Genomic DNA, 25364 nt, shown 5'->3' with positions numbered 1-25364 from the left:
TTAATGCCGCAGGTCATTTTTCTGCCACACGCCGAGCATTGCCCGGACGGTATGGTCGTGGAGGCTGAGACCGGCAAGTCCATCCTCGAAGTTGCCCATGACAACCACATCGAGATCGAGAGTGCCTGTGGCGGTGTCTGCGCCTGCACCACCTGCCATTGCATCATTCGCGAGGGTTTCAACTCCCTTGAAGAAGCCGATGAGCTGGAGGAAGACTTTCTTGATCGTGCGTGGGGCCTTGAGGCGCAATCGCGCCTAAGCTGTCAGGCAAAGGTCGGGACTGAAGACATCACTGTCGAAATTCCGAAGTATTCGCTCAACCATGCGGCCGAAGCGCCGCATTGATTCAAGGAAATGTCATGAGCCTGAAATGGGTTGATGTACAAGAAATCGCCATTCTGCTGGCTGATGGTTATCCGGATCTGGACCCTTATTCGCTGAACTTTGTCGCTTTGCGTGACATGGTCATGGCTTTGCCGGGGTTTGAGGATGAGCGGGACCGTGGCGGCGAAAAGGTCCTGGAAGCTATCCAGACCGCCTGGAAAGAAGAACAGGACTGACGCCTTCCTCACGCAGTTAGGCAATACCCAATAACCCGCGTATAATTCTCGGGTTTAATTTTTCGTAAATTACCGTTTCTGGAGTTACACCATGGCTGTTCAACGTACTTTCTCCATCATCAAGCCTGACGCTGTTGCAAAAAACGTCATCGGCGAGATCACCACTCGTTTCGAAAAAGCCGGCCTGAAGGTTGTAGCTTCGAAACTCAAGCAACTGTCCAAGGCTGAAGCTGAAGGCTTCTACGCTGAGCACAGCGCTCGTGGTTTCTTCGGCGACCTGGTTGCCTTCATGATCTCTGGTCCTGTTGTTGTTCAGGTTCTGGAAGGTGAAAACGCTATCGCTCTGAACCGTGAGCTGATGGGCGCTACCAACCCTAAAGAAGCCGCTGCCGGCACCATCCGTGCTGACTTCGCCGAGTCCATCGACGCCAACGCTGTTCACGGTTCGGACTCCGAAGCCGCTGCTGCTCGCGAAATCGCTTACTTTTTCGCTGCTACTGAAGTAACCGCTCGCTAAGCATCGGCTTAAAGAGTGAGGGTGAATCCATGACTACATCGACTGTTAAAACCAACCTGCTGGGGCTGACTCAACAGGAAATGGAAAAATTCTTCGACTCAATCGGGGAGAAGCGTTTCCGTGCCGGTCAGGTAATGAAGTGGATTCACCACTTTGGCGTCGACGATTTCGATGCCATGACGAACGTCAGCAAGGCCCTGCGCGACAAGCTCAAGGCCATTGCCGAAGTCCGTGGTCCTGAAGTGGTCAGCGAGGACATCTCCAGCGACGGCACCCGTAAGTGGGTGGTGCGCGTGGCGTCCGGCAGCTGCGTCGAGACCGTATACATTCCCCAGGGCAAGCGCGGCACCTTGTGCGTTTCGTCCCAGGCAGGCTGTGCCCTGGACTGCAGTTTCTGCTCCACCGGCAAGCAAGGCTTCAACAGCAACCTCACCGCCGCCGAAGTCATCGGCCAGGTGTGGATTGCCAACAAATCCTTTGGCAGCGTCCCGGCGACCGTCGACCGTGCCATCACCAACGTGGTGATGATGGGCATGGGTGAGCCGCTGCTGAACTTCGACAACGTTGTTTCGGCCATGCACCTGATGATGGACGACCTGGGCTACGGCATCTCCAAGCGCCGTGTGACCCTGTCGACCTCCGGCGTGGTACCGATGATCGATGAGCTGTCCAAGCACATCGACGTCTCCCTGGCGTTGTCGCTGCACGCACCCAATGACGCATTGCGTAACCAATTGGTGCCGATCAACAAGAAGTATCCGCTTAAGATGCTGCTCGAATCTTGCCAGCGCTACATGTCGTCCCTGGGCGAAAAGCGCGTGCTGACCATCGAGTACACCTTGCTCAAAGACATCAACGACAAGGTTGAACACGCGGTCGAGATGATCGAGTTGCTCAAGAACATCCCGTGCAAGATCAACCTGATTCCGTTTAACCCGTTTCCTCATTCTGGCTACGAACGGCCGAGCAACAACGCCATCCGTCGTTTCCAGGATCAACTGCACCAGGCCGGTTACAACGTCACCGTACGCACCACGCGTGGCGAGGACATCGACGCCGCCTGTGGCCAATTGGTAGGGCAGGTGATGGACCGCACCCGCCGCAGCGAGCGTTACATCGCGGTGCGTGAATTGAACGCCGCCGACGATTTGCCGCAAATTGCTGTGAATCGAATCTGAGAGAGGATCTCTATGCCCTTGCGCCTTGCGCTGCTCTTGCTTGTTGCCGGCCTTGCGGCCGGTTGTGTTTCATCGGGCCATGAGCGCCCGTTGCAGACCGGTAAAGGCCGTGATGAGGCGCGAGTTGCCTATGTGCAATTGGGCTTGGGTTACCTGCGCCAAGGCATGAGCGAGCAGGCCAAGGTGCCCTTGAAAAAGGCCCTTGAACTGGACGGTGGCGATGCCGACGCGAATGCCGCCCTGGCCCTGGTGTTCCAGGCCCAGGCCGAGCCTGAATTGGCCGAGCAGTATTTTCTCAAGGCCCTGGCCTCCCGACCTGCTGACCCACGGTTGCTGAACAATTACGGCAGCTTCCTGTTCGAGCAGAAACGCTATGACCAGGCCGCAAGTTATTTCCAGCAGGCATCCGCCGATACTCTTTACCCGGAGCGGTCGCGGGTATTCGAGAACCTGGGCGTCACTTCGGTGCGTCTCGGTCAGCGCGACAATGCCCGCCAGCAACTGGAAAAAGCCCTGCATTTGAATAGTCGCCAGCCACGGGCCTTGCTCGAAATGGCTGAGTTGTCTTACGAAGACAGGCATTATGTGCCGGCACGTGACTATTACGAGCGCTTTAGCCTGCTCAGCGGGCAAAATGCACGTAGTCTATTGCTCGGTGTGCGCTTGGCGACGGTTCATGACGAACCTGATACCGCCGCACGTTTTGGCCAGCAACTCGAACGACTCTATCCCGGTACGCCGGAATATCAGCAATACCTGTCGGAGTAATGATGAAAGCGGCGCCCCCGGAAGTTGTAGCAGCTAATCGCGTAAACCCAGGCGAGACCTTGCGTCAGGCCCGCGAAAGCAATGGCTGGTCGCTGGCAGAAGTGGCCCTCAAGCTCAATTTGACCAGCACGTCCCTGGCCAACCTGGAGGCCGGCGCGTTCGACAAGTTGCCGGGGCATACCTTCGCCCGCGGCTATATCCGTGCCTACGCCAAGTTGCTGGGCATCGACCAGGCCGTGCTGGTCCAGGAATTCGACCAGTTCACCGGTACCGACTCCCAGGGCAGCAATGTCCATGGCCTGGGGCGTATCGAAGAGCCCGTGCGTGTATCCCACACCATTTTGCGTATTGTCAGCCTGTTGCTGCTGGTCGCCGTGATCGGCGGTGGTTTCGTCTGGTGGCAGGACCAGACCTCCCAGCGCAACAAGGATTTGACCAGTAACGCCCTGGAGCACGTCGAAGTCGAAAGTGCCGACGGCACCACCCAGATCCATCCGTTGGATGAGCCGGAAGACCAGGCCGTTACCGAAGCCCAGGCTGCGCCTCAAGCGCCGGCTGTCGCCGATCAGCCGGCCCAGCAAGAGCAAACCCCGCCTGCTGCGACTGCTGCCGTACCGACGCCAGCCGTACCCGCTACGCCTGCCGCTCCAGTTGCCCAGGCTCATGTGCCGGTCGCACCGGTGCCGGCGCAAGCCGCGGCCGTGCCGGCTACCCCGTCCGCTCCGGCGGTTTCCGCGCCGACCACGCCTGCGTTGATCGCCGGTGATGGCCACATCCAGATCACGTTCATCGCTGACTGCTGGACACAAGTCACCGATGGCAATGGCAAAGTGCTGTTTAGCGGTCTGAAGCGTAAGGGAGATACGCTCGACCAAGGCGGCAAGCCTCCTTTGACGCTGCGTCTGGGCTATGCCCGTGGCGCGCAAGTGGCCTACAACGGCCAGCCTGTGGACGTGGCGCCGTTCACCAGTGGCGAGACTGCTCGCCTCAAGTTGGGACAATAGTCATGCACGGCGAATCTCCAATCAAACGTCGCGTATCGCGCAAGATCTGGGTCGGCTCGGTGCCGGTGGGTGGTGATGCCCCCATCGCGGTACAAAGCATGACCAACAGCGACACCAACGATGTGGCTGCCACCGTTGCCCAGATCAACCGTCTGGAAGCCGCCGGCGTCGACATCGTGCGGGTTTCCGTGCCGGATATGGACGCTGCCGAAGCGTTCGGCCGCATCAAGCAGTTGGTCAAGGTGCCCTTGGTCGCCGACATTCACTTCGACTACAGGATCGCCTTGCGCGTCGCCGAGCTGGGCGTGGACTGCCTGCGCATCAACCCGGGCAACATCGGTCGCGAAGACCGGGTACGTGCGGTGGTGGATGCGGCCCGTGACCGTGGCATTCCGATCCGTATCGGCGTCAACGCCGGCTCCCTGGAAAAAGACCTGCAAAAGAAATACGGCGAGCCTACCCCGGCGGCGCTGGTTGAATCGGCGTTGCGCCACGTTGAACACCTCGAGCGCCTGAATTTCCAGGACTTCAAGGTCAGCGTAAAGGCCTCCGACGTATTCATGGCGGTCGAAGCCTACCGCTTGCTGGCCAAGGAAATCGTGCAGCCGCTGCACCTGGGTATCACTGAAGCGGGCGGTTTGCGTTCAGGCACAGTGAAATCTGCAGTGGGTCTCGGTATGCTGCTCGCCGAAGGGATTGGCGATACTATCCGCATCTCCCTGGCGGCAGACCCGGTAGAGGAAGTGAAGGTCGGTTACGACATTCTCAAATCCCTGCATTTGCGCTCCCGTGGCATCAACTTCATTGCCTGCCCGAGCTGCTCGCGGCAGAACTTCGACGTGGTGAAAACCATGAACGATCTTGAAGGGCGCCTCGAAGACCTGCTGGTGCCGCTGGATGTTGCGGTGATCGGTTGCGTGGTCAACGGCCCCGGTGAAGCCAAAGAGGCGCACATCGGTTTGACCGGTGGCACACCGAACCTGATCTACATCGACGGCAAGCCGGCGCAGAAGTTGACGAATGACAATCTGGTGGATGAGCTTGAAAGGCTGATCCGCGAGAAAGCGGCCGAGAAGGTCGCGGCTGACGCAGCGCTGATCGCGCGCGGCTAAGAACGAATTTAAGGATTAGATGTGAGCAAGTCTCTGCAAGCCATCCGTGGCATGAACGACATCCTGCCGGAGCAGACGCCACTGTGGCGTTACTTCGAGAGCACGGTCGCGCGTCTGTTGGATAACTACGGTTACAAGCAGATCCGCATGCCGATCGTCGAGTTCACCGAGCTGTTCAAGCGCTCCATCGGTGAAGTAACCGACATCGTTGAAAAAGAGATGTACACCTTTGAAGACCGCAATGGCGACTCCCTGACCCTGCGTCCGGAAGGTACCGCCGCGTGCGTGCGCGCCGTGCTCGAACATGGCATTACCGGTGGTGGCCAGACCCAGAAGCTCTGGTACATCGGCCCGATGTTCCGCCACGAGCGTCCACAGAAAGGGCGTTATCGCCAGTTCCACCAGATCGGTTGCGAAGTCTTCAACCTGGACGGCCCGGACATCGACGCCGAGCTGATCGTGCTGACCTGGCGCCTGTGGGGCCAGTTGGGCATCCGCGATGCGGTCAAGCTCGAACTCAACAGCCTGGGCACCAGCGAATCCCGGGGCCGCTATCGCGAAGCCCTGGTCGAGTACCTGTCCGCCCACCTGGACAAGTTGGATGAAGACAGCCAGCGTCGTCTGAAAACCAACCCGTTGCGCGTATTGGATACCAAGAACGCCGACACCCAGGCCGTACTGGTCGACGCGCCGAAAATGGCCGACTACCTGGACGACGAGTCCCGTACGCACTTCGAGGGCCTCAAGGCTCGCCTGGATGCCGCCGGTATTCCGTACGTGATCAACCCGAAACTGGTTCGCGGCCTCGATTACTACAGCAAGACCGTGTTCGAGTGGGTCACCGACAAGCTTGGCGCCCAAGGTACCGTGTGTGCCGGTGGTCGCTACGACGGCCTGGTTGAGCAGATGGGCGGCAAGCCGACTACCGGCGTGGGTTTCGCCATGGGGATCGAGCGGCTGATCCTGCTGCTGGAAACCCTGGAGCAGATCCCTGAAGAGATTTCCCGTCAGGTGGACGTGTACCTGTGCGCCTTTGGCGAGGCCGCCGAACTGGCGGCCCTGGCCTTGAGCGAAAAAGTACGCGACCAACTGCCGAACCTGCGCCTGCAGATCAATGCCGGTGCCGGCAGCTTCAAGAGCCAGTTCAAGAAGGCTGACAAGAGCGGTGCACTGTATGCGCTGATCCTCGGCGATGACGAGCTGGCCCAGCAAGTGATAGGTTTCAAACCCCTGCGTGGCCAGGGCGAACAACAAAACATTGCCTTTGATGCGCTCGCCGCGCACTTGGCCACCTGCGTCGTGCAGGGTTGAGCTGTCGAACAGCCGAATTTAGCGATTAAGGAGTATTGGGGTGTCGAGTACTGATGATGAGCAACTGGCCGAGTTCAAGGACTGGTGGCAGCGTAACGGCAAGCCCCTGGTTACTGGCGGTCTGCTGGCGTTAGTGGTGGTGTTCGGCTGGCAAGCCTGGCACAAGTATCAGGCTAACCAGTCCCAAGGCGCCTCGATCCTCTATCAGCAATTGCTGGAAACCACGCTGACCCCGAATGGCAAGCCTGACCCGGCGCAGGTTGCCGACCTGGCCGGCAAGCTGAAAAGCGAATTTGGCGGTAGCACCTACGCCCAGTACGGTAGCCTGTTCGTCGCGAAAGTCGCGGTCGACACCGGCAAGCTGGATGATGCAGCCGTTGAGCTGAAGGCTATCGCCGACAAGCCGACCAACCCGACCCTGGGTGAGATCGCACGTCAGCGCCTGGCACAGGTATTGGCGGCACAGAACAAGGCTGACGAAGCACTCAAACTGCTCGACGGCGATGCTGACAAGGCATTTGTGGCCACTCGTGAAGAGCTCAAGGGCGACCTGTTGGTCCAATTGGGTCGTACCGACGAAGCCCATGCTGCGTACCAAAAAGCCAAGGCCGCGCTGTCTGATGAAGCGGCGGTCGGTGGCTTACAAATCAAGCTGGACGACTTGGCCAAAGGGGATGCGTGACGTGATCCGTTGGAAACATGCAGCATTGCTGGCTCTGGCCGTTCTGGCCGCGGGTTGCAGCAGCAACAGCAAAAAAGAACTGCCTCCGGCCGAGCTGACCAGCTTCAAGGAAGAAGTGGTCCTGCAAAAGCAGTGGAGCCGCTCCGTCGGTGACGGCCAGGGTGATCTCTACAACCTGTTGCAGCCGGCAATCGACGGCGACAACATTGTGGCCACTGACTCCACTGGCGTCGTTATGTCCATGGACCGCATGAACGGCGACGTCAAATGGAAGAAAGACCTCGACATGCCGGTTTCCGGTGGTGTGGGCGTCGGCTACGGCATGGTGTTGATCGGTACGCTCAAAGGCGAAGTGGTCGCCTTGGACTCGAGCAACGGTGAAGAGAAATGGCGCGCTCGCGTGACCAGTGAAGTCCTCTCCGCGCCTGCCACCAACGGCGATATTGTCGTGGTGCAGACCCAGGATGACCGTCTGATCGGCCTGGATGCCGCCACCGGCAACCAGCGCTGGTTGTATGACAGCACCCCGGCGGTGTTGACCTTGCGCGGTACCAGTGGTCCGATTGTGACCAATAACCTGGCCGTTGCGGGCCTGTCCACCGGTAAAGTGGTCGCCCTGGATACCCAGAACGGCGTGCCGGCCTGGGAAACCCGTGTTGCCATCCCGCAAGGTCGCTCCGAGCTGGATCGCGTGGTCGACATCGACGGCGGCTTGCTGCTGTCGGGCGAGACGATCTACGTGGCCACTTATCAGGGGCGCGTTGCTGCGCTGGACCTGCAAAGCGGCCGGATCAACTGGCAGCGTGATGCTTCCAGCTACGCCGGTGTCGCCCAAGGTTTTGGCAGCGTCTACGTAAGCCTGGCGTCCGGCACCGTTGAAAGTGTCGACGAGCGTTCCACTACTGCACTTTGGAGCAATGACTCGCTGGCTCGCCGTCAACTGTCGGCGCCGGAAGTGTTCTCCAGCTACGTGGCGGTAGGTGACTTCGAAGGTTACCTGCATCTGCTGAGCCAGGTGGATGGTCGTTTTGTCGGTCGCGAGCGTATCGACAGCGACGGCCTGCGTGTTCGTCCGCTGGTCGTGGGTAACATGCTTTATGTGTTCGGCAACAGCGGCAAGCTGGAAGCCCTGACCATCAAGTAAGAACTATGCTTGGGGCTAGCCCCTCAAGCAGCTTCACCTGTAGGAGCTAGCAAGCTCGCCCCTACAGTCGAGCACCAGCCGCTGCCTTGCAGCGGCTTTTGTATTTTCTGAAATAACGAAGTGGAGAGCCGCATGGTTCCCGTAATCGCCCTGGTGGGCCGACCTAACGTCGGCAAGTCCACCTTGTTCAACCGCCTGACCAGGACTCGCGACGCCATCGTCGGCGACTTGTCCGGTCTGACCCGTGATCGCCAATACGGTGAGGCAAAGTGGCAAGGGCGCTCCTACATTATTGTCGACACCGGTGGTATTTCCGGTGACGAGCATGGCATGGACGAAAAAATGGCCGAGCAGTCGCTGCTGGCCATCGAAGAAGCCGATGTCGTGTTGTTCCTGGTGGATGCCCGTGCGGGCTATACCGCTGCCGACCAGATGATTGGCGAGCACCTGCGCAAGCGCAACAAGCGTTCCTATGTGGTCGCCAACAAGATCGACAACATCGATCCTGAGTTGGCCCGTGCCGAATTCAGCCCGATGGGCCTGGGTGATGCGATCCCGATCGCCGGTGCCCACGGTCGCGGCATCAGCCAGATGCTGGAAATTGCCCTGAGCAGTTTCCCCAAGGATGATGTCGAGGAAGAAGAGGGTGAGGAAGAGATCGTCGCCGAAGGTGAGGAAGCCAAGCGCATTCCAGGCCCGAGCGAGAAAGACGGTATCAAGATCGCCATCATCGGCCGCCCGAACGTCGGCAAGTCGACGCTGGTCAACCGCATGCTCGGTGAGGACCGGGTTATCGTGTACGACCAACCCGGCACCACCCGCGACAGCATCTACATCCCGTTCGAACGTAACGAGGAAAAGTACACGCTGATCGACACCGCCGGTGTGCGCAAGCGCGGCAAGATCCACGAGGAAGTTGAAAAGTTCTCCGTGGTGAAAACCCTGCAGGCCATCAAGGACGCCAACGTGGTGATCTTTGTGATGGACGCCCGCGAAGGCGTGGTAGACCACGACCTCAACCTGCTGGGCTTTGCCCTGGAGGCCGGTCGCGCATTGGTCATCGCGATCAACAAGTGGGACGGCATGACGCCGAGCGAGCGCGATTTCGTCAAGACCGAGTTGCAGCGTCGCCTGTTCTTCGTCGAGTTCGCCGATATCCACTTTATCTCGGCACTGCACGGCACTGGCGTGGGCAACCTCTATGCGTCCGTACAGAACTCGTTCAGGTCTGCGGTTACCCGCTGGCCCACAAGCCGCCTGACCCAGATCCTGGAAGACGCCGTTGGCGAGCACGCGCCGCCGATGGTCAACAACCGCCGGATCAAACTGCGTTACGCCCACTTGGGCGGTGCCAACCCGCCGATTATCGTGATCCACGGTAACCAGATCGAGAAGGTGCCGAAGTCCTATGTGCGTTACCTGGAAAACACCTACCGTCGTGTCTTGAAGCTGGTCGGTACGCCGATCCGTATCGAGTTCAAAGGTGGCGAGAACCCATACGAAGGCAACAAGAACACCTTGACTGACCGTCAGGTGAACAAGAAGCGTCGTTTGATGAGCCACCATAAGAAGGCCGACAAGAAGCGCCGCGATAAGCGCTGATTTCGATCTTGCAAAAAGGGCTCTTGATGAGCCCTTTTTTGTGCACGGTGGTTTGTGCCTTGACCCGATGCAACCAGCAGCTTAAAACTTGAGGCTTACCTGCAGGGGCCTTTCGATGATCACCAGCAAGCTGCCGAATGTCGGCACGACCATTTTCACCACCATGTCGCAACTCGCTGCCGAAACCGGCGCGCTCAACCTGTCCCAAGGGTTTCCGGACTTCAACGGCCCCCAGGGTTTGCTCGACGCGGTGGGCAAGCACATCGCCCTGGGCCACAACCAATATGCGCCAATGACCGGCCTGCCGGTGCTGCGTCAGCAGGTGGCCGCCAAGATCGCCCGCAGTTATGGCGCCACGGTCAATGCTGACACTGAGGTGACCATCACGCCCGGCGCCACTGAGGCGATTTTCTGCGCGATCCAGGCGGTGATTCGCCAGGGTGATGAAGTCATCGTGTTCGACCCTTGCTACGACAGCTACGAGCCCTCCGTCGAACTTGCCGGCGGTCGGTGCATCCATGTGCAGTTGAGCCTGCACGGTTTTGCCCTGGATTTTGAAAAGATCAAGGCTGCACTTTCGCCGCGCACGCGCATGATTATCCTCAACACCCCGCACAACCCTACTGGCGCATTGATCAGTCGTGCCGAGCTGGACCAGTTGGCCGAACTGATCCGCGACCGTGATATTTATCTGGTCAGTGATGAGGTTTACGAACACTTGGTATTCGATGGCGTGCCCCACGTCAGCGTATTGGCCCATGCAGAGCTGTACTCGCGTGCGTTCGTGGTCAGTTCTTTTGGCAAGACCTACCACGTCACCGGCTGGAAAACCGGCTACGTCGTCGCGCCACCGGCCCTGACGGCCGAACTGCGCAAGGTGCATCAATATGTCAACTTCTGCGGAGTGACCCCGCTGCAGTATGCTTTGGCCGACTTCATGGCCGAACATCCGGAGCACGTCGACGAACTGCCGGCGTTCTATCAAGCCAAGCGTGATCTGTTCTGCGACCTGCTGACCCCGTCGCGCTTGAGCTTTACCCGGGTGAGCGGTACTTACTTTCAACTGGTGGATTATTCGCAGATTCGCCCGGACCTGGATGACGTCGCCATGTCACTGTGGATGACCCGTGAACACGGTGTGGCGACCATCCCGGTCTCGGTGTTCTATCAGCACCCACCCCAAGGCCAGCGCCTGGTGCGCCTGTGCTTTGCCAAACGCGAGGAGACGCTGCGACAAGCGGCCGAAAAACTATGCGTGATCTGAGTACATTGCCGAATCTGAATATTGCCCTGGTCCAGACCCACTTGGCCTGGCATGACCGCCAGGCCAACCTTGAACACTTCGAGCTGTTGCTGGAGCAGGTGACAGGGGCTGACCTGATCGTGTTGCCGGAAATGTTCACCACCGGTTTTTCGATGGAGTCGGCCACGCTCGCCGAGCCGGAACAGGGGCCTACCCATCAATGGCTTAAGGCCCAGGCAGCGAAGCACAACGCGGTAATCACCGGCAGCGTCATCATCCAGGCGGCGGACGGCAGCCACCGCAACCGCCTGCTGTGGGCGCGCCCGGATGGCGAGGTGCTGCATTACGATAAACGCCACCTGTTCCGTATGGCGGGCGAGCATGACCACTACACGCCGGGCGAGCGCCAGGTACAGTTTGAATTGAAAGGCTGGCGTATTCGCCCGCTGATTTGCTACGACCTGCGCTTCCCGGTGTGGAGCCGCGACGCCCAGGACACCGATCTGCTGCTGTACACCGCCAACTGGCCGGGTGCCCGCCGCCTGCATTGGAACCGCCTGCTGCCGGCGCGAGCCATCGAAAACCTGTGTTACGTGGCTGCAGTGAACCGGGTGGGCACCGATGGCAAAGGCTTTGCCTATACCGGTGACAGCCAGGTGCTGGATTTCCAGGGCGAGACCTTGCTGAGTGCCGGCGAGGCGGATGGGGTGTTCCAGGTGTGCCTGGTCGCGGCGGAGCTGGCGGATTATCGCACCCGGTTTCCAGCGAACCTGGATGCCGATAGTTTTCAGTTTGTCTGATCGGTTCTCGCTGTTTGTCATTTCGCCATCGGGAGCAAGCCCCCTCCCACCATTTGGAATGCATTCCAAGTGTGGGAGGGGGCTTGCTCCCGATGAGGCCAGACCGAACGCCCTGATATCTCAAACAAAAAAGGCCCCTGGATTCTCACCCAGGGGCCTTTTGCATTTCAGCGGTAGGGCTTACGCCGCTTTCGCTTCCAGCTGGCTCAACGAACGGTTCAGCGCACTGAACACCGCTTTGAAGCTCGCCGTAGTGATGTTTTCATCAATGCCCACGCCGTGCACCGGGCGCTCGCCATTCACACGCAGCTCAATGTAGGCCGCCGCCTTGGCATTGGTACCTGCGCCGATGGCATGTTCGTTGTAGTCCATGATCTCCACCTTGATCGGCAGGGCGGCGACCAGGGCTTCCAGGGTACCGTAGCCCTTGCCGTGCCAGCGCAGGTTGGTTTCACCCTGGCCCTTGCCCGAGACTTCGACTTCTACCGAACTGTTGCCGTTCTCTTCCTGCAGGCGGTGGCTGACCAGCGCGTACGGGGTGTTGGCTTGCAGGTACTCGCGCTGCAGCAACGCGTAGATCTGCTGTGCGGTCATCTCCAGGCCGATGCGGTCGGTTTCGGCCTGCACCACCTGGCTGAATTCGATCTGCATGCGGCGCGGCAAGCTGATGTCGTATTCCTGCTCCAACAGGTAGGCGATACCGCCTTTGCCCGACTGGCTGTTCACTCGAATCACGGCCTCGTAGCTGCGGCCGATGTCGGCCGGGTCGATCGGCAAGTACGGCACTTCCCACAGCGCATCGTCTTTCTGCTGGGCGAAACCCTTGCGGATTGCGTCCTGGTGAGAGCCGGAGAAGGCGGTGTGCACCAGGTCGCCGACGTAGGGGTGGCGTGGGTGCACCTGGATCTGGTTGCACTCCTCGACGACTTTGCGCACGCCGTCGATGTCGGAGAAGTCCAGCTGTGGGTCGAGGCCCTGGGTGTACATGTTCAGTGCCACGGTGACCAGGTCGACGTTACCGGTACGCTCGCCGTTGCCGAACAGGCAGCCTTCGACACGGTCGGCACCAGCCATCAGGCCCAGCTCGGTGGCGGCAACGCCGGTGCCACGGTCGTTGTGGGTGTGCAGGCTGATGATCACGCTGTCACGACGGTTGATATGGCGACCGAACCACTCGATCTGGTCGGCATAGATGTTCGGCGTCGCGCATTCAACGGTGGCCGGCAGGTTGAGGATCATCTTGTGCTCAGGTGTCGGGTTCCACACCTCGATCACTGCATCACACACTTCCTTGGCGAACTCCAGCTCGGTGGCGCTGAAGGTCTCCGGCGAGTATTCGAAGGTCCAATGGGTTTCAGGCTGCTGGGCGGCGTATTTGACGAACAGCTTGGCGGCGTTGACCGCGATGGCCTTGATGCCTTCCTTATCCTGGTTGAACACGATGCGACGGAACGACGGCGACGTGGCGTTATACAGGTGCACGATGGCCTTCTTGGCACCGCGCAGGGATTCGAAGGTCCGCGCAATCAGGTCTTCACGACCCTGGGTCAGCACCTGGATGGTGGTGTCCTCGGGGATGTGGTTGTCTTCGATCAGGGTGCGTACAAAGTCGAAGTCGGTTTGCGAGGCCGCCGGGAACGAAGCCTCGATTTCCTTCACGCCGACCGCCACCAGGGTCTTCCAGAAACGCAGCTTTTTAACCGCGTCCATTGGCTCGATCAGCGACTGGTTGCCATCACGCAGGTCGGAACTGCACCAGATCGGCGCGCTGGTGATGGTTTTCGAAGGCCAGGTGCGGTCCGGGATATCGATAGTCGGGAACGCACGGTACTTGGAAGACGGGTCTTTGAGCATGCTCATCAGAAAAATCCTTGTTGTAGGGCCGAGAAGAGGCGGCCTGCCGGAAAGCGTTTATTAGGGATAAAACCGGGGACGAGACAGATCGATTCAGCCTGGCAGTCGTGCGCTGACGAGGCACAGGCTGCGGTGCTGGCGGAGCTGAATGAGGGTGTGAGAGGTTTTCATAAGCTCAACCCTAACCGCCGAGGTGAAAGATGGCAAGCAGTCGAGAAAAATTGAGAGAAGTTCTGCTATTGGTGCGTAAAACGAGATTTTATAGTGGGTAATTATCTGCGGCCTGGTATTTATTGCGCGCCCTTTGGCGAGCGCGCAATCGAGCCGATCAAGGTTGGAATGCGCCGATAAAGATCGCCGGGTCCACCCGCGCATCATTGAGGCTGACGTTCCAATGCATATGCGGCCCGGTCGCGCGGCCTGTCGAGCCAACCTTGCCGACCACGGCGCCGCGTGCCAGTTGATCGCCGGTTTTCACGTCGATCTTCGACATATGGCAGAACATGCTGATAAAGCCCTGGCCATGGTCAACGAACACAGTGTTGCCGTTGAAGAAGTAGTTGCCGGTCAGGATCACTTTACCCGCTGCCGGGGTTTTGATCGGGGTGCCGGCACCGACGGCGAAGTCCAGGCCGGAATGCGGGTTGCGCTCCTCGCCATTGAAGAAGCGGCGCACGCCGAACTTGCTCGACAGCGGCCCATTCACCGGTTTATCCAGTACGAGGTTGCTCGGCAGGTTGGGGCTGAAGGTGCGGTAGGCCTTGATCTGCACCGCCAGTTCGCCCTCGATGCGCTTGAGCTGGGCCGGGTCGGGGTTGACCTGGCTTTTGTTTTTCAAGGTGATGCGTTGTTCCGGGTATTTCTTGTAACCGACGATAAATGGCAGGTTGCGCCCGCCGCTGATGATGCGCTCGTTGCCCGGCTTGACGGTCAGCGGGATACCCACAATCGCCAGCCAGTTGTCCTGCTCCTTGACCACCAGCACCGGTTTGCCTTGGTAAGTGGCTTTGGGCGCCGTCGCCGAAGGGCCGAGATCGACCACCGCAACGCCGCCGGGCACCGGTTTGTTCAGGGTGCGGGTGATGTAGCTGTCGGCATGGGCATTAAAGGCAAGGCACAGCAGCATTAACAGGCTGAGTAAACGTGGCATCGATCAATCCAATAACGAAAGGGTGACGGGTGTCAGGTGGTTGTCTTCCACCCGCACCTGCAATTGGCCTTCACCAAGACGCGCGGTCAGCCGCTGGCCGGTGTGGGTCTGTGCGGCGTTGCGGATGGCCTGGCCGCGTTCGTCCAGCAGAATGCTGTAACCCCGGCCCAGGGTCGCCAGCGGGCTGACCACCTGCAGCGTCTGCACCTGGCTTTGCAGTTGCAGGCGGCGGGCCTTGAGGCCTTCGCGCATGGCGCGGGGCAGGCGTTCGGCGAGGCTGTCCAGGCGCTGGCGCAACAAGGCCAGTTGGCGCCCCGGGTGTTGGCCGGCAAGGCGGGTTTCCAGGCGAATCAGGCGTTCGCGGCGGGTATTGAGGCTGCGTTCGAACGCACGGCGCAGGCGCATGTCCAGGTCATCCAGGCGCTGGGCTTGCTGGCGCAGGCGTTCGCCGGGGTGGCGCAGGCGGCGGGCCATGCCTTCCAGGCGCAGGCGGTCGTGGGTGAGGCGGTTGCGCATCAGCATCACCAGCCTTCGGTGCAGGCTTTCGACCTGGCGCACCAGGTGGCTGGCATCCGGGGCCAGCAATTCAGCGGCGGCCGAGGGCGTTGGGGCGCGAACGTCCGCGACAAAGTCGCTGATCGATACATCGGTTTCATGGCCGACGGCACTGACGATCGGTGTGACGCAGGCATCCACCGCCCGGGCCACGGCTTCTTCGTTGAAGCACCAGAGGTCTTCCAGTGAGCCGCCGCCACGGGCCAGGATCAACGCATCAAAGCCGCGGGCGTCGGCCAGTTTCAGCGCCCGCACGATCTGCGGGATCGCTTCACGGCCTTGCACGGCAGTGGGGATCAACGTCAATTGCACCTGCGGTGCACGGCGGCGGAACACGCTGATGATGTCGCGGATCACTGCACCGGTTGGTGAGCTGATAATGCCAATGCGCCGAGGGTGCGCCGGCAGCGGTACTTTGCGTTCGGCACTGAACAGGCCCTCGGCGCTGAGTTTTTCCTTCAGGGCATCGAAAGCCAGGCGCAGCGCGCCGTCACCGGCCGGCTCCACCGTGTCGAGGATCAGCTGATAGTCACCGCGGCCCTCGAACAGTGAGACCTTGCCACGCACCTTGACCGCCAAGCCATCCTTCAACGCCTGGCGCACCCGTGCGGCATTGTTGCGAAACAGTGCGCAACGCACCTGGGCGCCACTGTCCTTGAGGGTGAAGTACACGTGGCCGGAGGCTGGGCGGGCAAGGTTGGAGATCTCGCCTTCCACCCAGATATTGGTGAACACGTCTTCCAGCAACATCCGCGCGCGGCCGTTGAGCTGGCTGACAGTCAGGACTTCGCGGTCCAGGCCCAGACGGGCAAAGGGATCTTTAATCATGGCGGCAGTTTATAGGCATTCGTGCAGGGTTTGACAGAATTGCTCCACCAGCGCGCTGGGCGCCTGTGCGCGGGCCAGGGCCACGGTGCTCAGGCAATCCGGTTCGGCGAGGGGCAAAAAGTGCAGGTTGGGAGGCGCAATGTCCTGCATGGATTTTGGTAACAAGGCAATACCGAAACCGGCCTGGATCAGTTGCAGTTGGGTGGTCTTGCGCGACATCACCCGCGCCGCCCTGGGGAAAAAACCGGCGCGCATGCACAGTTCCGCCGACAGGTAACTCAGGCCGCCACGCTGGGGATGAGGGATCGAGATAAACGCTTCATCTTTGAGCTGCGCCCATTCGATCGGCCCGTCTGTGCGGGCGAGTGGATGGTTCGGCGGCACCGCCAGCAGCAGTTGCTCACTATATAAAGGCTCCACCTGCACGCCTTCACGTTGGCGCAGCACCGGCAGGCGTAACAGGCCAACGTCCAGGCGGCCGTTGGCGATTTCCTCCAACTGCGCTTCGGAGGAAAGTTTGGCGATATCCACCGACACGCCGGGGCAGCGCTCCAGCCAGGTGCTGATGCCCTGTAACAATGGGCCGCTCATCGGCACGGTACTTGAGTGGCTCAGGCGCAACGTGCCAAGTTGACCGTGACCCACTTGTGTCGCCATTTCGCTGGCCTTGAGTAGCTCACTCAGCAGGTTGCGCGCCCGTGGATAGAACGCTTCGCCGGCGGCGGTGAGCCTAGGTTGGCGCGCAGTGCGTTCGAACAGTGGGGTTTGCAGCTGGGTTTCCAGCTCCTTGATCTGTCGGCTCAGGGCCGATTGCGCTACAAACAGGCGTTCGGCAGCGGCGCTGAAGCTGCCGCTGTCGGCGATTTCGACGAAGTAGCGCAGTTGGCGGGTGGAGATCACACGTCATGCCTTTTAGAGATAGGTGAAGGGCTTTGAAGATATTAGTCGCATCCCTCACCGATGGCTAAAGTGATGACCTTCTCCTTAAAGGAATAACCCATGAGCCCGGTCGAGTTGATGAGCCAGTGGTCGTTTGGTGGGATCGATTGGGCGGTGATCGGCCTGGGCGTGGTCGTGGCTTATATCGTGTTCGGTATTGCCGGTTTCGGTACGGCGCTGGTGGCGGGGCCAATCCTGATTGTGTTTATGCCGCTGTCGAAGATCATCCCGCTGCTGGTGCTGCTGGATTTCGTCGCGGCGTTTGGCAATCTGCTGCAGTCGCGGCGTGATGTGAACCAGCCGGAGCTGTTGCGCTTGCTGCCGTGCATGGCCGTGGGCTGCACGCTCGGGGTGGTGTTTCTGCTCAATCTGCATTCGGATCTGTTGCTGCTGTTGATGGGGCTGTTCATCAGCGCCTATGCGATCTACAGCTTGGCCGTGAAGACCCGGCCCACTCAATTGGCGGCGGGTTGGTCGGTGCCCATGGGCACTGTCGGCGGTCTGTTTGGCGCGCTGTTCGGCAGTGGCGGCTTTTTATACGCGATCTACTTGAACAGTCGTTTGCCCAAGGACGCGGCGCGCGCCACACAAAGCGCGTTGATCAGTTGCAGCACGGTGGTGCGCCTGAGCCTGTTCCTGATCGCCGGGGTGTACGCCGACGGGCCGTTGCTGATGCTGGCGCTGTGCTTGTTGCCGGCGATGGCGCTCGGGCTGTGGTGTGGGCGCAGGCTGACGATGCGCATGTCCCGTGAGGCTTTTGTGCGTTTGGTGACTTGGCTGGTGCTGGCCAGTGGTATTGCCTTGATCGGGCGGTATTTGAGTACTTGACCTGTGTGAGGCAGGGATTAAGCTGCCTGCCTTTAGAGCCTCATCGGGGGCAAGCCCCCTCGCACATTTTGAATTGTGAATACCTTCAAAGGTGGGAGGGGGCTCGCCCCCGATGAGGCCAGTGGCCATACCGCAGGACTCCCATGAACTCCCAAAGCATCCTTGTCCCGAAAATCTCCACCTTGCCCGTCCACGAACCCCGCGCCCGCGCGATCGTGCGCTGGCTGGTGCGTAAGAACATCATCAAGGAAGAGCTGAGCACCTGCGGGCGTACCGGCAACCGCATGGCTTACGCGCTGGCCGATGGCGCCCGCGCCGTGGTGCTGCACCCCGAAGCGCTGCCGTTCAACGAGCCGGTCAACGGCCTGGAGATCATCTACAAGCGTTGCATCTATACGCCAGCCAAAGGTTTTCTCGAAGAAGCCGGCTGCCCGGAATGCCTTAAGGAGGTCGGCGAGGCATTGTTCGAAAGCCTGGAAGACTGGATGCCTGGCCACACTGACAACTTCACTTGCCCGCTGTGTGGGCATGAGGATGACATCAACGGTTTTCTGTTCCTGCAGGAATGCGGATTTTCCAACCTGGGATTCATTTTCAACAATTGGGCGGAGGCTGGGTTCAAGCAAAGCTTTATCGACGAATTTGCCGACTGGCTGGACCAGAAGATCAGTTGGGTCAAAGTCGAGCTGTAACCCACCTGAAAAGCTGCAGGTTTTCTCCATCTATCAGTATTACCAAGTTTGTCAGAGTTTTACATTGAGCCTAGCAGGGTGCGTGTATATAATGGCGCGCTTCCATTTTCCCGCTCGGGAGCCCCCGCGATGCTGCGTATCAGCCAAGAAGCTCTGACATTCGACGACATTCTCCTAGTGCCTGGTTATTCCGAGGTGCTTCCTAACGAAGTCAGTCTCAAGACCCGCCTAACCCGTGGCATCGAGCTGAATATTCCTCTGATTTCCGCTGCCATGGACACCGTCACTGAAGCCCGTCTGGCCATCGCCATGGCTCAGGAAGGCGGCATTGGCATCATCCACAAGAACATGACCATCGAGCAGCAAGCTGCCGAAGTGCGCAAGGTCAAGCGTTACGAAGCCGGTGTGGTGAAAGATCCGATCACCATCGAAGCCGACGCTACCGTGCGTGACTTGTTCGACCTCACTCGCACGCACAACATCTCCGGTGTTCCGGTGCTGCACGATGGCGACCTGGTCGGCATCGTCACTTCCCGTGACGTGCGTTTCGAGAACCGTCTTGAAGTCACCGTCCGCGAAGTGATGACGCCTAAAGAGCGTCTGGTCACCGTCAAGGAAGGCGCCGACAAGAACGATGTGCGCGAACTGCTGCACAAGCACCGCATCGAGCGCGTGCTGATCGTCGACGACAAGTTCGCCCTCAAAGGCATGATGACCGTCAACGACATCGAAAAAGCCAAGGCTTACCCGCTGGCCAGCAAGGATGACCAAGGTCGTCTGCGCGTGGGCGCCGCCGTCGGTACCGGTAAAGATACCGGCGACCGCGTTTCGGCCCTGGTCGCCGCCGGTGTTGACGTGGTGGTGGTCGACACTGCCCACGGTCACTCCAAAGGTGTGATCGACCGCGTCCGCTGGGTCAAAGAGAACTTCCCTGAAGTGCAGGTGATCGGTGGCAACATCGCTACCGGCGCAGCCGCCAAGGCCCTGGCCGAAGCGGGCGCCGACGCCGTCAAGGTCGGTATCGGCCCTGGCTCGATCTGCACCACCCGTATCGTCGCCGGTGTCGGCGTGCCGCAAATCAGCGCCATCGCCAACGTCGCCGCCGCCCTTGAAGGCACTGGCGTGCCGTTGATCGCCGACGGCGGCATCCGCTTCTCCGGTGACCTGTCCAAGGCCATCGTTGCCGGTGCCTCCTGCGTGATGATGGGCTCGATGTTCGCCGGTACCGAAGAGGCCCCGGGTGAAGTCGAACTGTTCCAGGGCCGTTCGTACAAGGCTTACCGCGGCATGGGTTCGCTGGGCGCCATGTCCCAGGCACAAGGCTCTTCCGACCGTTACTTCCAGGACTCCTCGGCAGGCGCCGAGAAGCTCGTACCGGAAGGGATCGAAGGCCGTGTACCGTACAAAGGCCCGCTGAGCGCCATCATCCATCAACTGATGGGCGGCCTGCGTTCCTCGATGGGCTACACCGGTAGCGCCAACATCGAAGAAATGCGCACCAAGCCAGAGTTCGTAAGGATCACCGGCGCCGGCATGGCTGAATCCCATGTCCACGACGTGCAGATCACCAAGGAAGCGCCAAACTACCGCGTAGGTTGAGGCTTCCAGCAAAACGTTAAGTAACCGGGGCTGTTCTTCAGCCCCGAGTTGTTTCTGATTCATTAGACGAGACTGACTTCATGGCCCTCGACATTCACGCCCACCGCATCCTGATCCTCGACTTCGGTTCCCAGTACACTCAGCTGATCGCCCGCCGCGTGCGTGAAATCGGCGTGTACTGCGAACTGCATCCGTTCGACATGGACGACGCAGCGATCCGCGAATTCGCCCCCAAGGGTGTCATCCTCGCCGGCGGCCCCGAGTCCGTGCACGAAGCCAACAGCCCGCGCTGCCCGCAAGCGGTATTCGACCTGGGCGTGCCGGTCTTCGGTATCTGCTACGGCATGCAGACCATGGCCGAGCAACTGGGCGGCAAGGTTGAAGGTTCCGAGCTGCGTGAATTCGGTTATGCCCGTGTGGACGTGGTCGGCAAGAGCCGCCTGCTGGACGGCATCGAAGATCACATCGACGCCGACGGCCTGTTCGGCCTCGATGTGTGGATGAGCCACGGTGACAAGGTCACCAAGATGCCGGAAGACTTCCACATCCTGGCCAGCACCCCGAGCTGCCCGATCGCCGGCATGTTCAACGACGAGCGTCGTTACTACGGCGTGCAGTTCCACCCGGAAGTGACCCACACCAAGCAGGGCGGTCGCATCCTGTCGCGCTTCATCCTCGACATCTGCGGCTGTGAAGCCTTGTGGACGCCGTCGAAGATCGCTGAAGACGCCATCGCCCAGGTTCGCGCCCAGGTCGGCACCGACAACGTGCTGCTCGGCCTGTCCGGCGGCGTAGACTCCTCCGTGGTTGCCGCGCTGCTGCACAAGGCCATCGGCGACCAACTGACCTGCGTGTTCGTCGACAACGGCCTGCTGCGCTTGCATGAAGGCGAGCAAGTGATGGCCATGTTCGCCGAGAACATGGGCGTCAAGGTGATCCGCGCCAACGCCGAAGAGCAGTTCCTGAACAACCTGGCCGGCGAGTCCGACCCGGAGAAGAAGCGCAAGATCATCGGTCGCACCTTCATCGACGTGTTTGATGCCGAGTCCAACAAACTGGACAACATCAAGTACCTCGCCCAAGGCACTATCTACCCCGACGTGATCGAGTCGGCCGGCGCCAAGAGCGGCAAGGCCCACGTGATCAAGTCCCACCACAACGTGGGTGGCCTGCCTGAGGAAATGAACCTCAAGCTGGTAGAACCGTTGCGCGAACTGTTCAAGGACGAAGTCCGCCGTCTGGGCCTGGAGCTGGGCCTGCCGTACGACATGGTCTACCGCCACCCATTCCCGGGCCCGGGCCTGGGCGTGCGCATCCTGGGTGAAGTGAAGAAGGAATACGCCGACCTGCTGCGTCGCGCCGACCACATCTTCATCGAAGAACTGCGCAAGGCCGACTGGTACCACAAAGTCAGCCAGGCGTTCGTGGTGTTCCAGCCGGTGAAATCGGTGGGTGTTGTAGGCGATGGCCGCCGTTACGCGTGGGTCGTGGCCCTGCGTGCCGTAGAAACCATCGACTTCATGACCGCCCGTTGGGCACACCTGCCATACGAACTGCTGGAAACGGTCAGCGGCCGTATCATCAATGAAATCGAAGGCATTTCGCGCGTGACGTATGACGTGTCGAGCAAGCCGCCGGCGACGATTGAGTGGGAGTGATCCTGCAATAGCAGGTGAGTGCTGAATAACAAAACCCCGGCCATATGCCGGGGTTTTGTGTTTCAGGTGGCAGGCGAGGTCAGAAAAACTCGTCCAGCAAACAATAGAACTTCATGCGCTGTTCATCGGGTTCAACACCATAAAGCTCAAAAAAGGCTTTCACCCATGCCTGCCCCAGGTTGCGTTCAATACTTCGCGCTGCCAGGGCCAGGTCTTGATAACGGTCACTGATTCCCAGGCGGCCGCAGTCGATGAAGCCGCTGAAGCGAGCGTCTGCCGTCATGAAGTTCGGTAGGCAGGCATCGCCATGGGTGACAACCTGATCTTGGACCTTTGGCCGAGTCGACAGCAGTTCGGCAAACACGTCCTCTGCACTTCGTCCCAGTCGCTCATCGTCGAAGTCCGCCTCGTCCACGAGCCCGGCACTGACATGCTTCTGGGCGCGTGCGATACGTTGCTCAACTGAATGGTCGAAGGGGCAAAGCGCGACGGGGACTTGATGCAAAGTCCGCAGCGCTGTCGCCAGTATGTTGATGACCTGCGCGGCAGAAAGCCCGCTGGCACTGGCCAGGTCCTGTCCCGGCACGGCGGTCATCAGCAGCCAATGGCGATGGTCGTCTTGCACTTCATCCAGGACCACAGGTGCAGGCAGATCCATTTGCCGCAGCCAACGAAGCCGTTCGATTTCGTCTGCCAGCTCGCTGTGTTCATCGAGCCGCTCTGATTTCAGGAACATATCCGTGCGGCCATCCTGGCGCAGGCGAAAGACGTCTGCCCGCGACTCGCCGATGGCTTGCTGCTCGATGAGTGCATGGGGGTATTGTCTATGCCATTTGCTTGGGATTTTCATGTTTGTTTCCGGCTTATCGACGTGCAATATCCGAAAAATAAAACTTATCCAACGTATGCCGCGACTCGGTGTACTCGAACTGCCGCCCGTCCTGCAAAAACGTCTGGTTACTCACCACGATCACATGGCTCTGGCCTTCGAGGTCGAGGTGAGTCTGGTCGTCTTTGCCGCGCGGCAGGGCTTCGATGGTGCGTTGGGCGTAGGCAATCTGCAACTGCAGGGTCTGTTCGATAAACGCGTAGATCGATTGTTCGGCAATGTCGCGATCCAGCCCCGGGATCACGTCCGCGACGAAGTGGTTGATGTCCAGGATCACGCGTTTGCCGCCGATGCGCCGTACCCGTTTGATGCGGGTGATCAGGGTGCCGGGCTCTGCTTCGATGTGTTGCAGCAGTGTGCCTTCCAATGGGAACTGGGTGAACTCGACGACTTCGGTGCGTACGTCATCGCCCAGGTCGGCGTGGGTTTCGTGGAAGCTGACGATACCGCCCAGTTGGAACTCGATCGGGTTGGGCGACAGCACGAAGGTGCCCTTGCCGTGGATCTTTTGTGCAAAACCACGTTCCTGCAACTGTTCGATGGCCCGGCGCACGGTGCCTCGGCTGGCCTGGTAGCTGTCCATCAATTCGGTTTCGGAGGGAAGGCGCGTGCCGCGTTGCAGGCGTTCAGTGGTGATGCTGGCAAGCAGATCCGTATAGATCTGGTTGTATTTGCTCATGGAGATGGCTCTGTGCCCGACTGATGAAGGTGACTGCGCGTTCAGGCAGGAACCTTAGTGGCAGAGGTGGGGTTTGTCCATTGCAGGCCGGCGTAAGAGCTGAAATGTCTGACTCAAGGTTCGGAAAAGTAAACAATTTGTAACTCGTCTGTACGAGTTGTTGCTTTAACTCGTACAGACGAGTACTTTTGCCCTCGGCGTGCTGCCAATGACTGCCCTCCAATAAAAAAATCAAAGTGGAAACCAAGCATGAGCCACGACTATTCGACGATTGCCCGCGAGATTCTCGAAAACCTCGGGGGCAGCGAGAACCTTGAGCAAGCTGCCCACTGCGTGACCCGCCTGCGCCTGGCGCTCAAGGACCCAAGCCTGGTCAAGAGCAGCGCGTTGAACCAGGTCGATCTGGTCAAGGGCTCGTTCTTCACCGGCGGTCTGTTCCAGGTGGTGATCGGCCCCGGTGAAGTGGAAAAGGTCTACGCCGCCTTGCGCGAGCAGACCGGCCTTGCGGCCGCCACCATCGCCGACGTGAAGAAGAAGGGCGCCGACAAGACCAACGCCATGCAGCGCCTGGTGCGGGTGTTCTCCGACGTGTTCATGCCGATCCTGCCCGCGTTGATCATCGCCGGCCTGTTGATGGGCGTGAACAACCTGATGGGCGCCAAGGGCATGTTCATCGAGGGCAAGACGCTGCTGGAGGCCTATCCGAACCTGGATGGCTTGTGGAGCCTGATCAACCTGATGGCCAACACCTCGTTCGTGTTCCTGCCGGCGCTGGTGGGCTGGTCAGCGGCCAAGCGCTTTGGCGGCAGTGAAATCCTCGGCATCGTGCTCGGCCTGATGCTGGTACACCCGGACCTGCTCAATGCCTGGAACTACGGCAAGGCAGTGGCCGGGCTCGACGGCCAGAGCCTGCCGTACTTCGATATTTTCGGCTGGTTCAAGATTGAGAAGGTGGGCTACCAGGGGCAGATCCTGCCGATCCTGATGGCGGCATATGTGATGAGCGTCATCGAGAAATGGCTGCGGGCGCGGGTGCCGAATGCGATTCAACTGCTCGTGGTGCCGATCACCACCATCGTCGTGACCGGTGTGCTGGCGCTGGCGATCATCGGCCCGGTGACCCGTCACCTGGGCATCCTGATCACTGAAGGCGTGGTGACGCTGTTTGATCTGGCACCGATGATCGGCGGGGCGATTTTCGGCCTGCTGTATGCGCCGTTGGTCATCACCGGCATGCATCACATGTTTCTCGCCGTGGACTTGCAACTGATCGCCACCCAGGGCGGCACCTTTATCTGGCCGATGATCGTCATGTCCAACCTGGCCCAGGGCAGCGCCGCACTCGCGGTGTTCTACACCACCCGCAATGCGCGGGACAAAAGCATGGCGTCCACCTCGGCGATTTCCGCGTACTTCGGCATCACCGAACCGGCGATGTTCGGGGTCAATCTGCGCTTCAAGTTTCCGTTCTATGCCGCCCTGGTGGGCTCGGCGCTGGGCAGCATTTTCCTATCGCTGAACAAGGTGCAGGCGTCGGCCATTGGGGTAGGGGGATTGCCGGGTTTTATTTCGATCGTACCGAGCGCCATTCCGATGTTTGTGATTGGGATGGTCGTCGCGATCGTGGTGCCGTTTGTTTTGACCTGTGCGTTGAGCATGAAGATTGTTCGGCCCGGGTATCGCGTCGCCTGATCAACCGCTATCGGGAGCAAGCCCCCTCCCACTGTTTGATGTGTGAATGCATTCAAGTGTGGGAGGGGGCTTGCCCCCGA

Annotated in this window: 24 protein-coding genes; 18 read left to right on the top strand and 6 right to left on the bottom strand. The window is 59.9% G+C overall.

From position 1 onward, the window contains the following. Positions 1-3 precede the first annotated feature (3 nt). The 13 genes from fdx (at position 4) to DK870_RS27295 (ending at position 11921) form a co-directional block, all read left to right on the top strand. A complete protein-coding gene (fdx, locus tag DK870_RS27355) occupies positions 4-345 on the top strand; it encodes an ISC system 2Fe-2S type ferredoxin (RefSeq protein ID WP_032890689.1) in 342 nt (113 codons plus the stop codon). A gap of 14 nt (positions 346-359) precedes the next feature. After that, positions 360-560, top strand: a complete 201-nt coding sequence (iscX, locus tag DK870_RS27350; RefSeq protein ID WP_060754320.1) for a Fe-S cluster assembly protein IscX — start codon at positions 360-362, stop codon at positions 558-560. A gap of 91 nt (positions 561-651) precedes the next feature. After that, entirely contained in the window at positions 652-1077 is a 426-nt protein-coding gene (gene ndk / locus DK870_RS27345; protein WP_060754319.1) for a nucleoside-diphosphate kinase, read from the top strand. A gap of 29 nt (positions 1078-1106) precedes the next feature. Beyond that, entirely contained in the window at positions 1107-2255 is a 1149-nt protein-coding gene (gene rlmN / locus DK870_RS27340) for a 23S rRNA (adenine(2503)-C(2))-methyltransferase RlmN (protein WP_060754318.1), read from the top strand. Between the two features lie 12 nt (positions 2256-2267). Continuing rightward, on the top strand, positions 2268-3023 hold the full coding sequence (gene pilW / locus DK870_RS27335) for a type IV pilus biogenesis/stability protein PilW (protein WP_060754317.1): 756 nt from the start codon (positions 2268-2270) through the stop codon (positions 3021-3023). A 2-nt stretch (positions 3024-3025) separates the two neighbouring features. Then, positions 3026-4027, top strand: a complete 1002-nt coding sequence (locus tag DK870_RS27330) for a RodZ family helix-turn-helix domain-containing protein (RefSeq protein WP_161550255.1) — start codon at positions 3026-3028, stop codon at positions 4025-4027. Between the two features lie 2 nt (positions 4028-4029). Next, complete coding sequence (gene ispG, locus DK870_RS27325) at positions 4030-5139, top strand: flavodoxin-dependent (E)-4-hydroxy-3-methylbut-2-enyl-diphosphate synthase (RefSeq protein WP_060754315.1); 1110 nt, start codon at positions 4030-4032, stop codon at positions 5137-5139. Positions 5140-5160: 21 nt separating this feature from the next. Continuing rightward, complete coding sequence (gene hisS / locus DK870_RS27320; RefSeq protein ID WP_060754314.1) at positions 5161-6450, top strand: histidine--tRNA ligase; 1290 nt, start codon at positions 5161-5163, stop codon at positions 6448-6450. Positions 6451-6490: 40 nt separating this feature from the next. Beyond that, positions 6491-7132: a tetratricopeptide repeat protein gene (locus tag DK870_RS27315; protein WP_060754313.1), complete on the top strand. Its 642-nt coding sequence runs from the start codon at positions 6491-6493 to the stop codon at positions 7130-7132. Continuing rightward, on the top strand, positions 7125-8276 hold the full coding sequence (bamB, locus tag DK870_RS27310) for an outer membrane protein assembly factor BamB (protein ID WP_161550254.1): 1152 nt from the start codon (positions 7125-7127) through the stop codon (positions 8274-8276). Before DK870_RS27315 ends, bamB begins: the two co-directional genes overlap by 8 nt. 132 nt (positions 8277-8408) lie before the next feature. Next, positions 8409-9878 (top strand): ribosome biogenesis GTPase Der, encoded by a 1470-nt coding sequence (gene der, locus DK870_RS27305; protein ID WP_090368723.1) that lies wholly within the window; start codon positions 8409-8411, stop codon positions 9876-9878. Between the two features lie 115 nt (positions 9879-9993). Further along, the gene (locus DK870_RS27300) at positions 9994-11142 is read left to right on the top strand and encodes a pyridoxal phosphate-dependent aminotransferase (protein WP_161550253.1); all 1149 of its coding nucleotides are present in this window, start codon (positions 9994-9996) and stop codon (positions 11140-11142) included. Then, positions 11130-11921: an amidohydrolase gene (locus tag DK870_RS27295; RefSeq protein ID WP_161550252.1), complete on the top strand. Its 792-nt coding sequence runs from the start codon at positions 11130-11132 to the stop codon at positions 11919-11921. Before DK870_RS27300 ends, DK870_RS27295 begins: the two co-directional genes overlap by 13 nt. Before the next feature lie 180 nt (positions 11922-12101). On the opposite strand, the gene leuA is transcribed toward DK870_RS27295, so the two are convergent. From leuA to DK870_RS27275, 4 genes are all read right to left on the bottom strand, one after another. After that, on the bottom strand, positions 12102-13781 hold the full coding sequence (gene leuA / locus DK870_RS27290; RefSeq protein WP_090368728.1) for a 2-isopropylmalate synthase: 1680 nt from the start codon (positions 13779-13781) through the stop codon (positions 12102-12104). Between the two features lie 322 nt (positions 13782-14103). Continuing rightward, positions 14104-14925 (bottom strand): M23 family metallopeptidase, encoded by an 822-nt coding sequence (locus tag DK870_RS27285; protein ID WP_104994742.1) that lies wholly within the window; start codon positions 14923-14925, stop codon positions 14104-14106. Positions 14926-14928: 3 nt separating this feature from the next. Then, positions 14929-16308, bottom strand: coding sequence for an exodeoxyribonuclease VII large subunit (gene xseA / locus DK870_RS27280; RefSeq protein ID WP_161550251.1), 1380 nt, complete (start codon positions 16306-16308; stop codon positions 14929-14931). Positions 16309-16317: 9 nt separating this feature from the next. Continuing rightward, positions 16318-17208 carry a LysR family transcriptional regulator gene (locus tag DK870_RS27275; protein WP_060754305.1) on the bottom strand — a complete coding sequence of 297 codons (891 nt, stop codon included), beginning with the start codon at positions 17206-17208 and terminating at the stop codon, positions 16318-16320. A gap of 99 nt (positions 17209-17307) precedes the next feature. Here DK870_RS27275 and DK870_RS27270 point away from each other — a divergent pair, with 99 nt between their 5' ends. The 4 genes from DK870_RS27270 to guaA all read left to right on the top strand — a co-directional run bounded on the left by DK870_RS27270 (position 17308) and on the right by guaA (position 22024). Beyond that, a complete protein-coding gene (locus tag DK870_RS27270; RefSeq protein WP_161550250.1) occupies positions 17308-18075 on the top strand; it encodes a sulfite exporter TauE/SafE family protein in 768 nt (255 codons plus the stop codon). 143 nt (positions 18076-18218) lie between these two features. Further along, positions 18219-18767, top strand: a complete 549-nt coding sequence (locus tag DK870_RS27265) for a hypothetical protein (RefSeq protein ID WP_060754303.1) — start codon at positions 18219-18221, stop codon at positions 18765-18767. 129 nt (positions 18768-18896) lie between these two features. Next, positions 18897-20366 (top strand): IMP dehydrogenase, encoded by a 1470-nt coding sequence (guaB, locus tag DK870_RS27260; protein WP_060754302.1) that lies wholly within the window; start codon positions 18897-18899, stop codon positions 20364-20366. Positions 20367-20446: 80 nt separating this feature from the next. Further along, positions 20447-22024 (top strand): glutamine-hydrolyzing GMP synthase, encoded by a 1578-nt coding sequence (gene guaA, locus DK870_RS27255; protein ID WP_060754301.1) that lies wholly within the window; start codon positions 20447-20449, stop codon positions 22022-22024. A gap of 79 nt (positions 22025-22103) precedes the next feature. On the opposite strand, the gene DK870_RS27250 is transcribed toward guaA, so the two are convergent. After that, positions 22104-22874 carry an APH(3')-II family aminoglycoside O-phosphotransferase gene (locus DK870_RS27250; protein ID WP_161550249.1) on the bottom strand — a complete coding sequence of 257 codons (771 nt, stop codon included), beginning with the start codon at positions 22872-22874 and terminating at the stop codon, positions 22104-22106. Positions 22875-22887: 13 nt separating this feature from the next. Beyond that, positions 22888-23592 carry a trehalose operon repressor gene (treR, locus tag DK870_RS27245; protein WP_060754299.1) on the bottom strand — a complete coding sequence of 235 codons (705 nt, stop codon included), beginning with the start codon at positions 23590-23592 and terminating at the stop codon, positions 22888-22890. 249 nt (positions 23593-23841) lie between these two features. On the opposite strand from treR, the gene treP reads away from it, so the two are divergent. Then, entirely contained in the window at positions 23842-25284 is a 1443-nt protein-coding gene (gene treP, locus DK870_RS27240) for a PTS system trehalose-specific EIIBC component (protein WP_060754298.1), read from the top strand. Positions 25285-25364: the final 80 nt, after the last annotated feature.

It is taken from the genome of Pseudomonas sp. Q1 (assembly GCF_009935975.1).
GTDB lineage: Bacteria > Pseudomonadota > Gammaproteobacteria > Pseudomonadales > Pseudomonadaceae > Aquipseudomonas > Aquipseudomonas palleroniana.
This window is presented reverse-complemented; position numbering and strand designations above follow the sequence as displayed.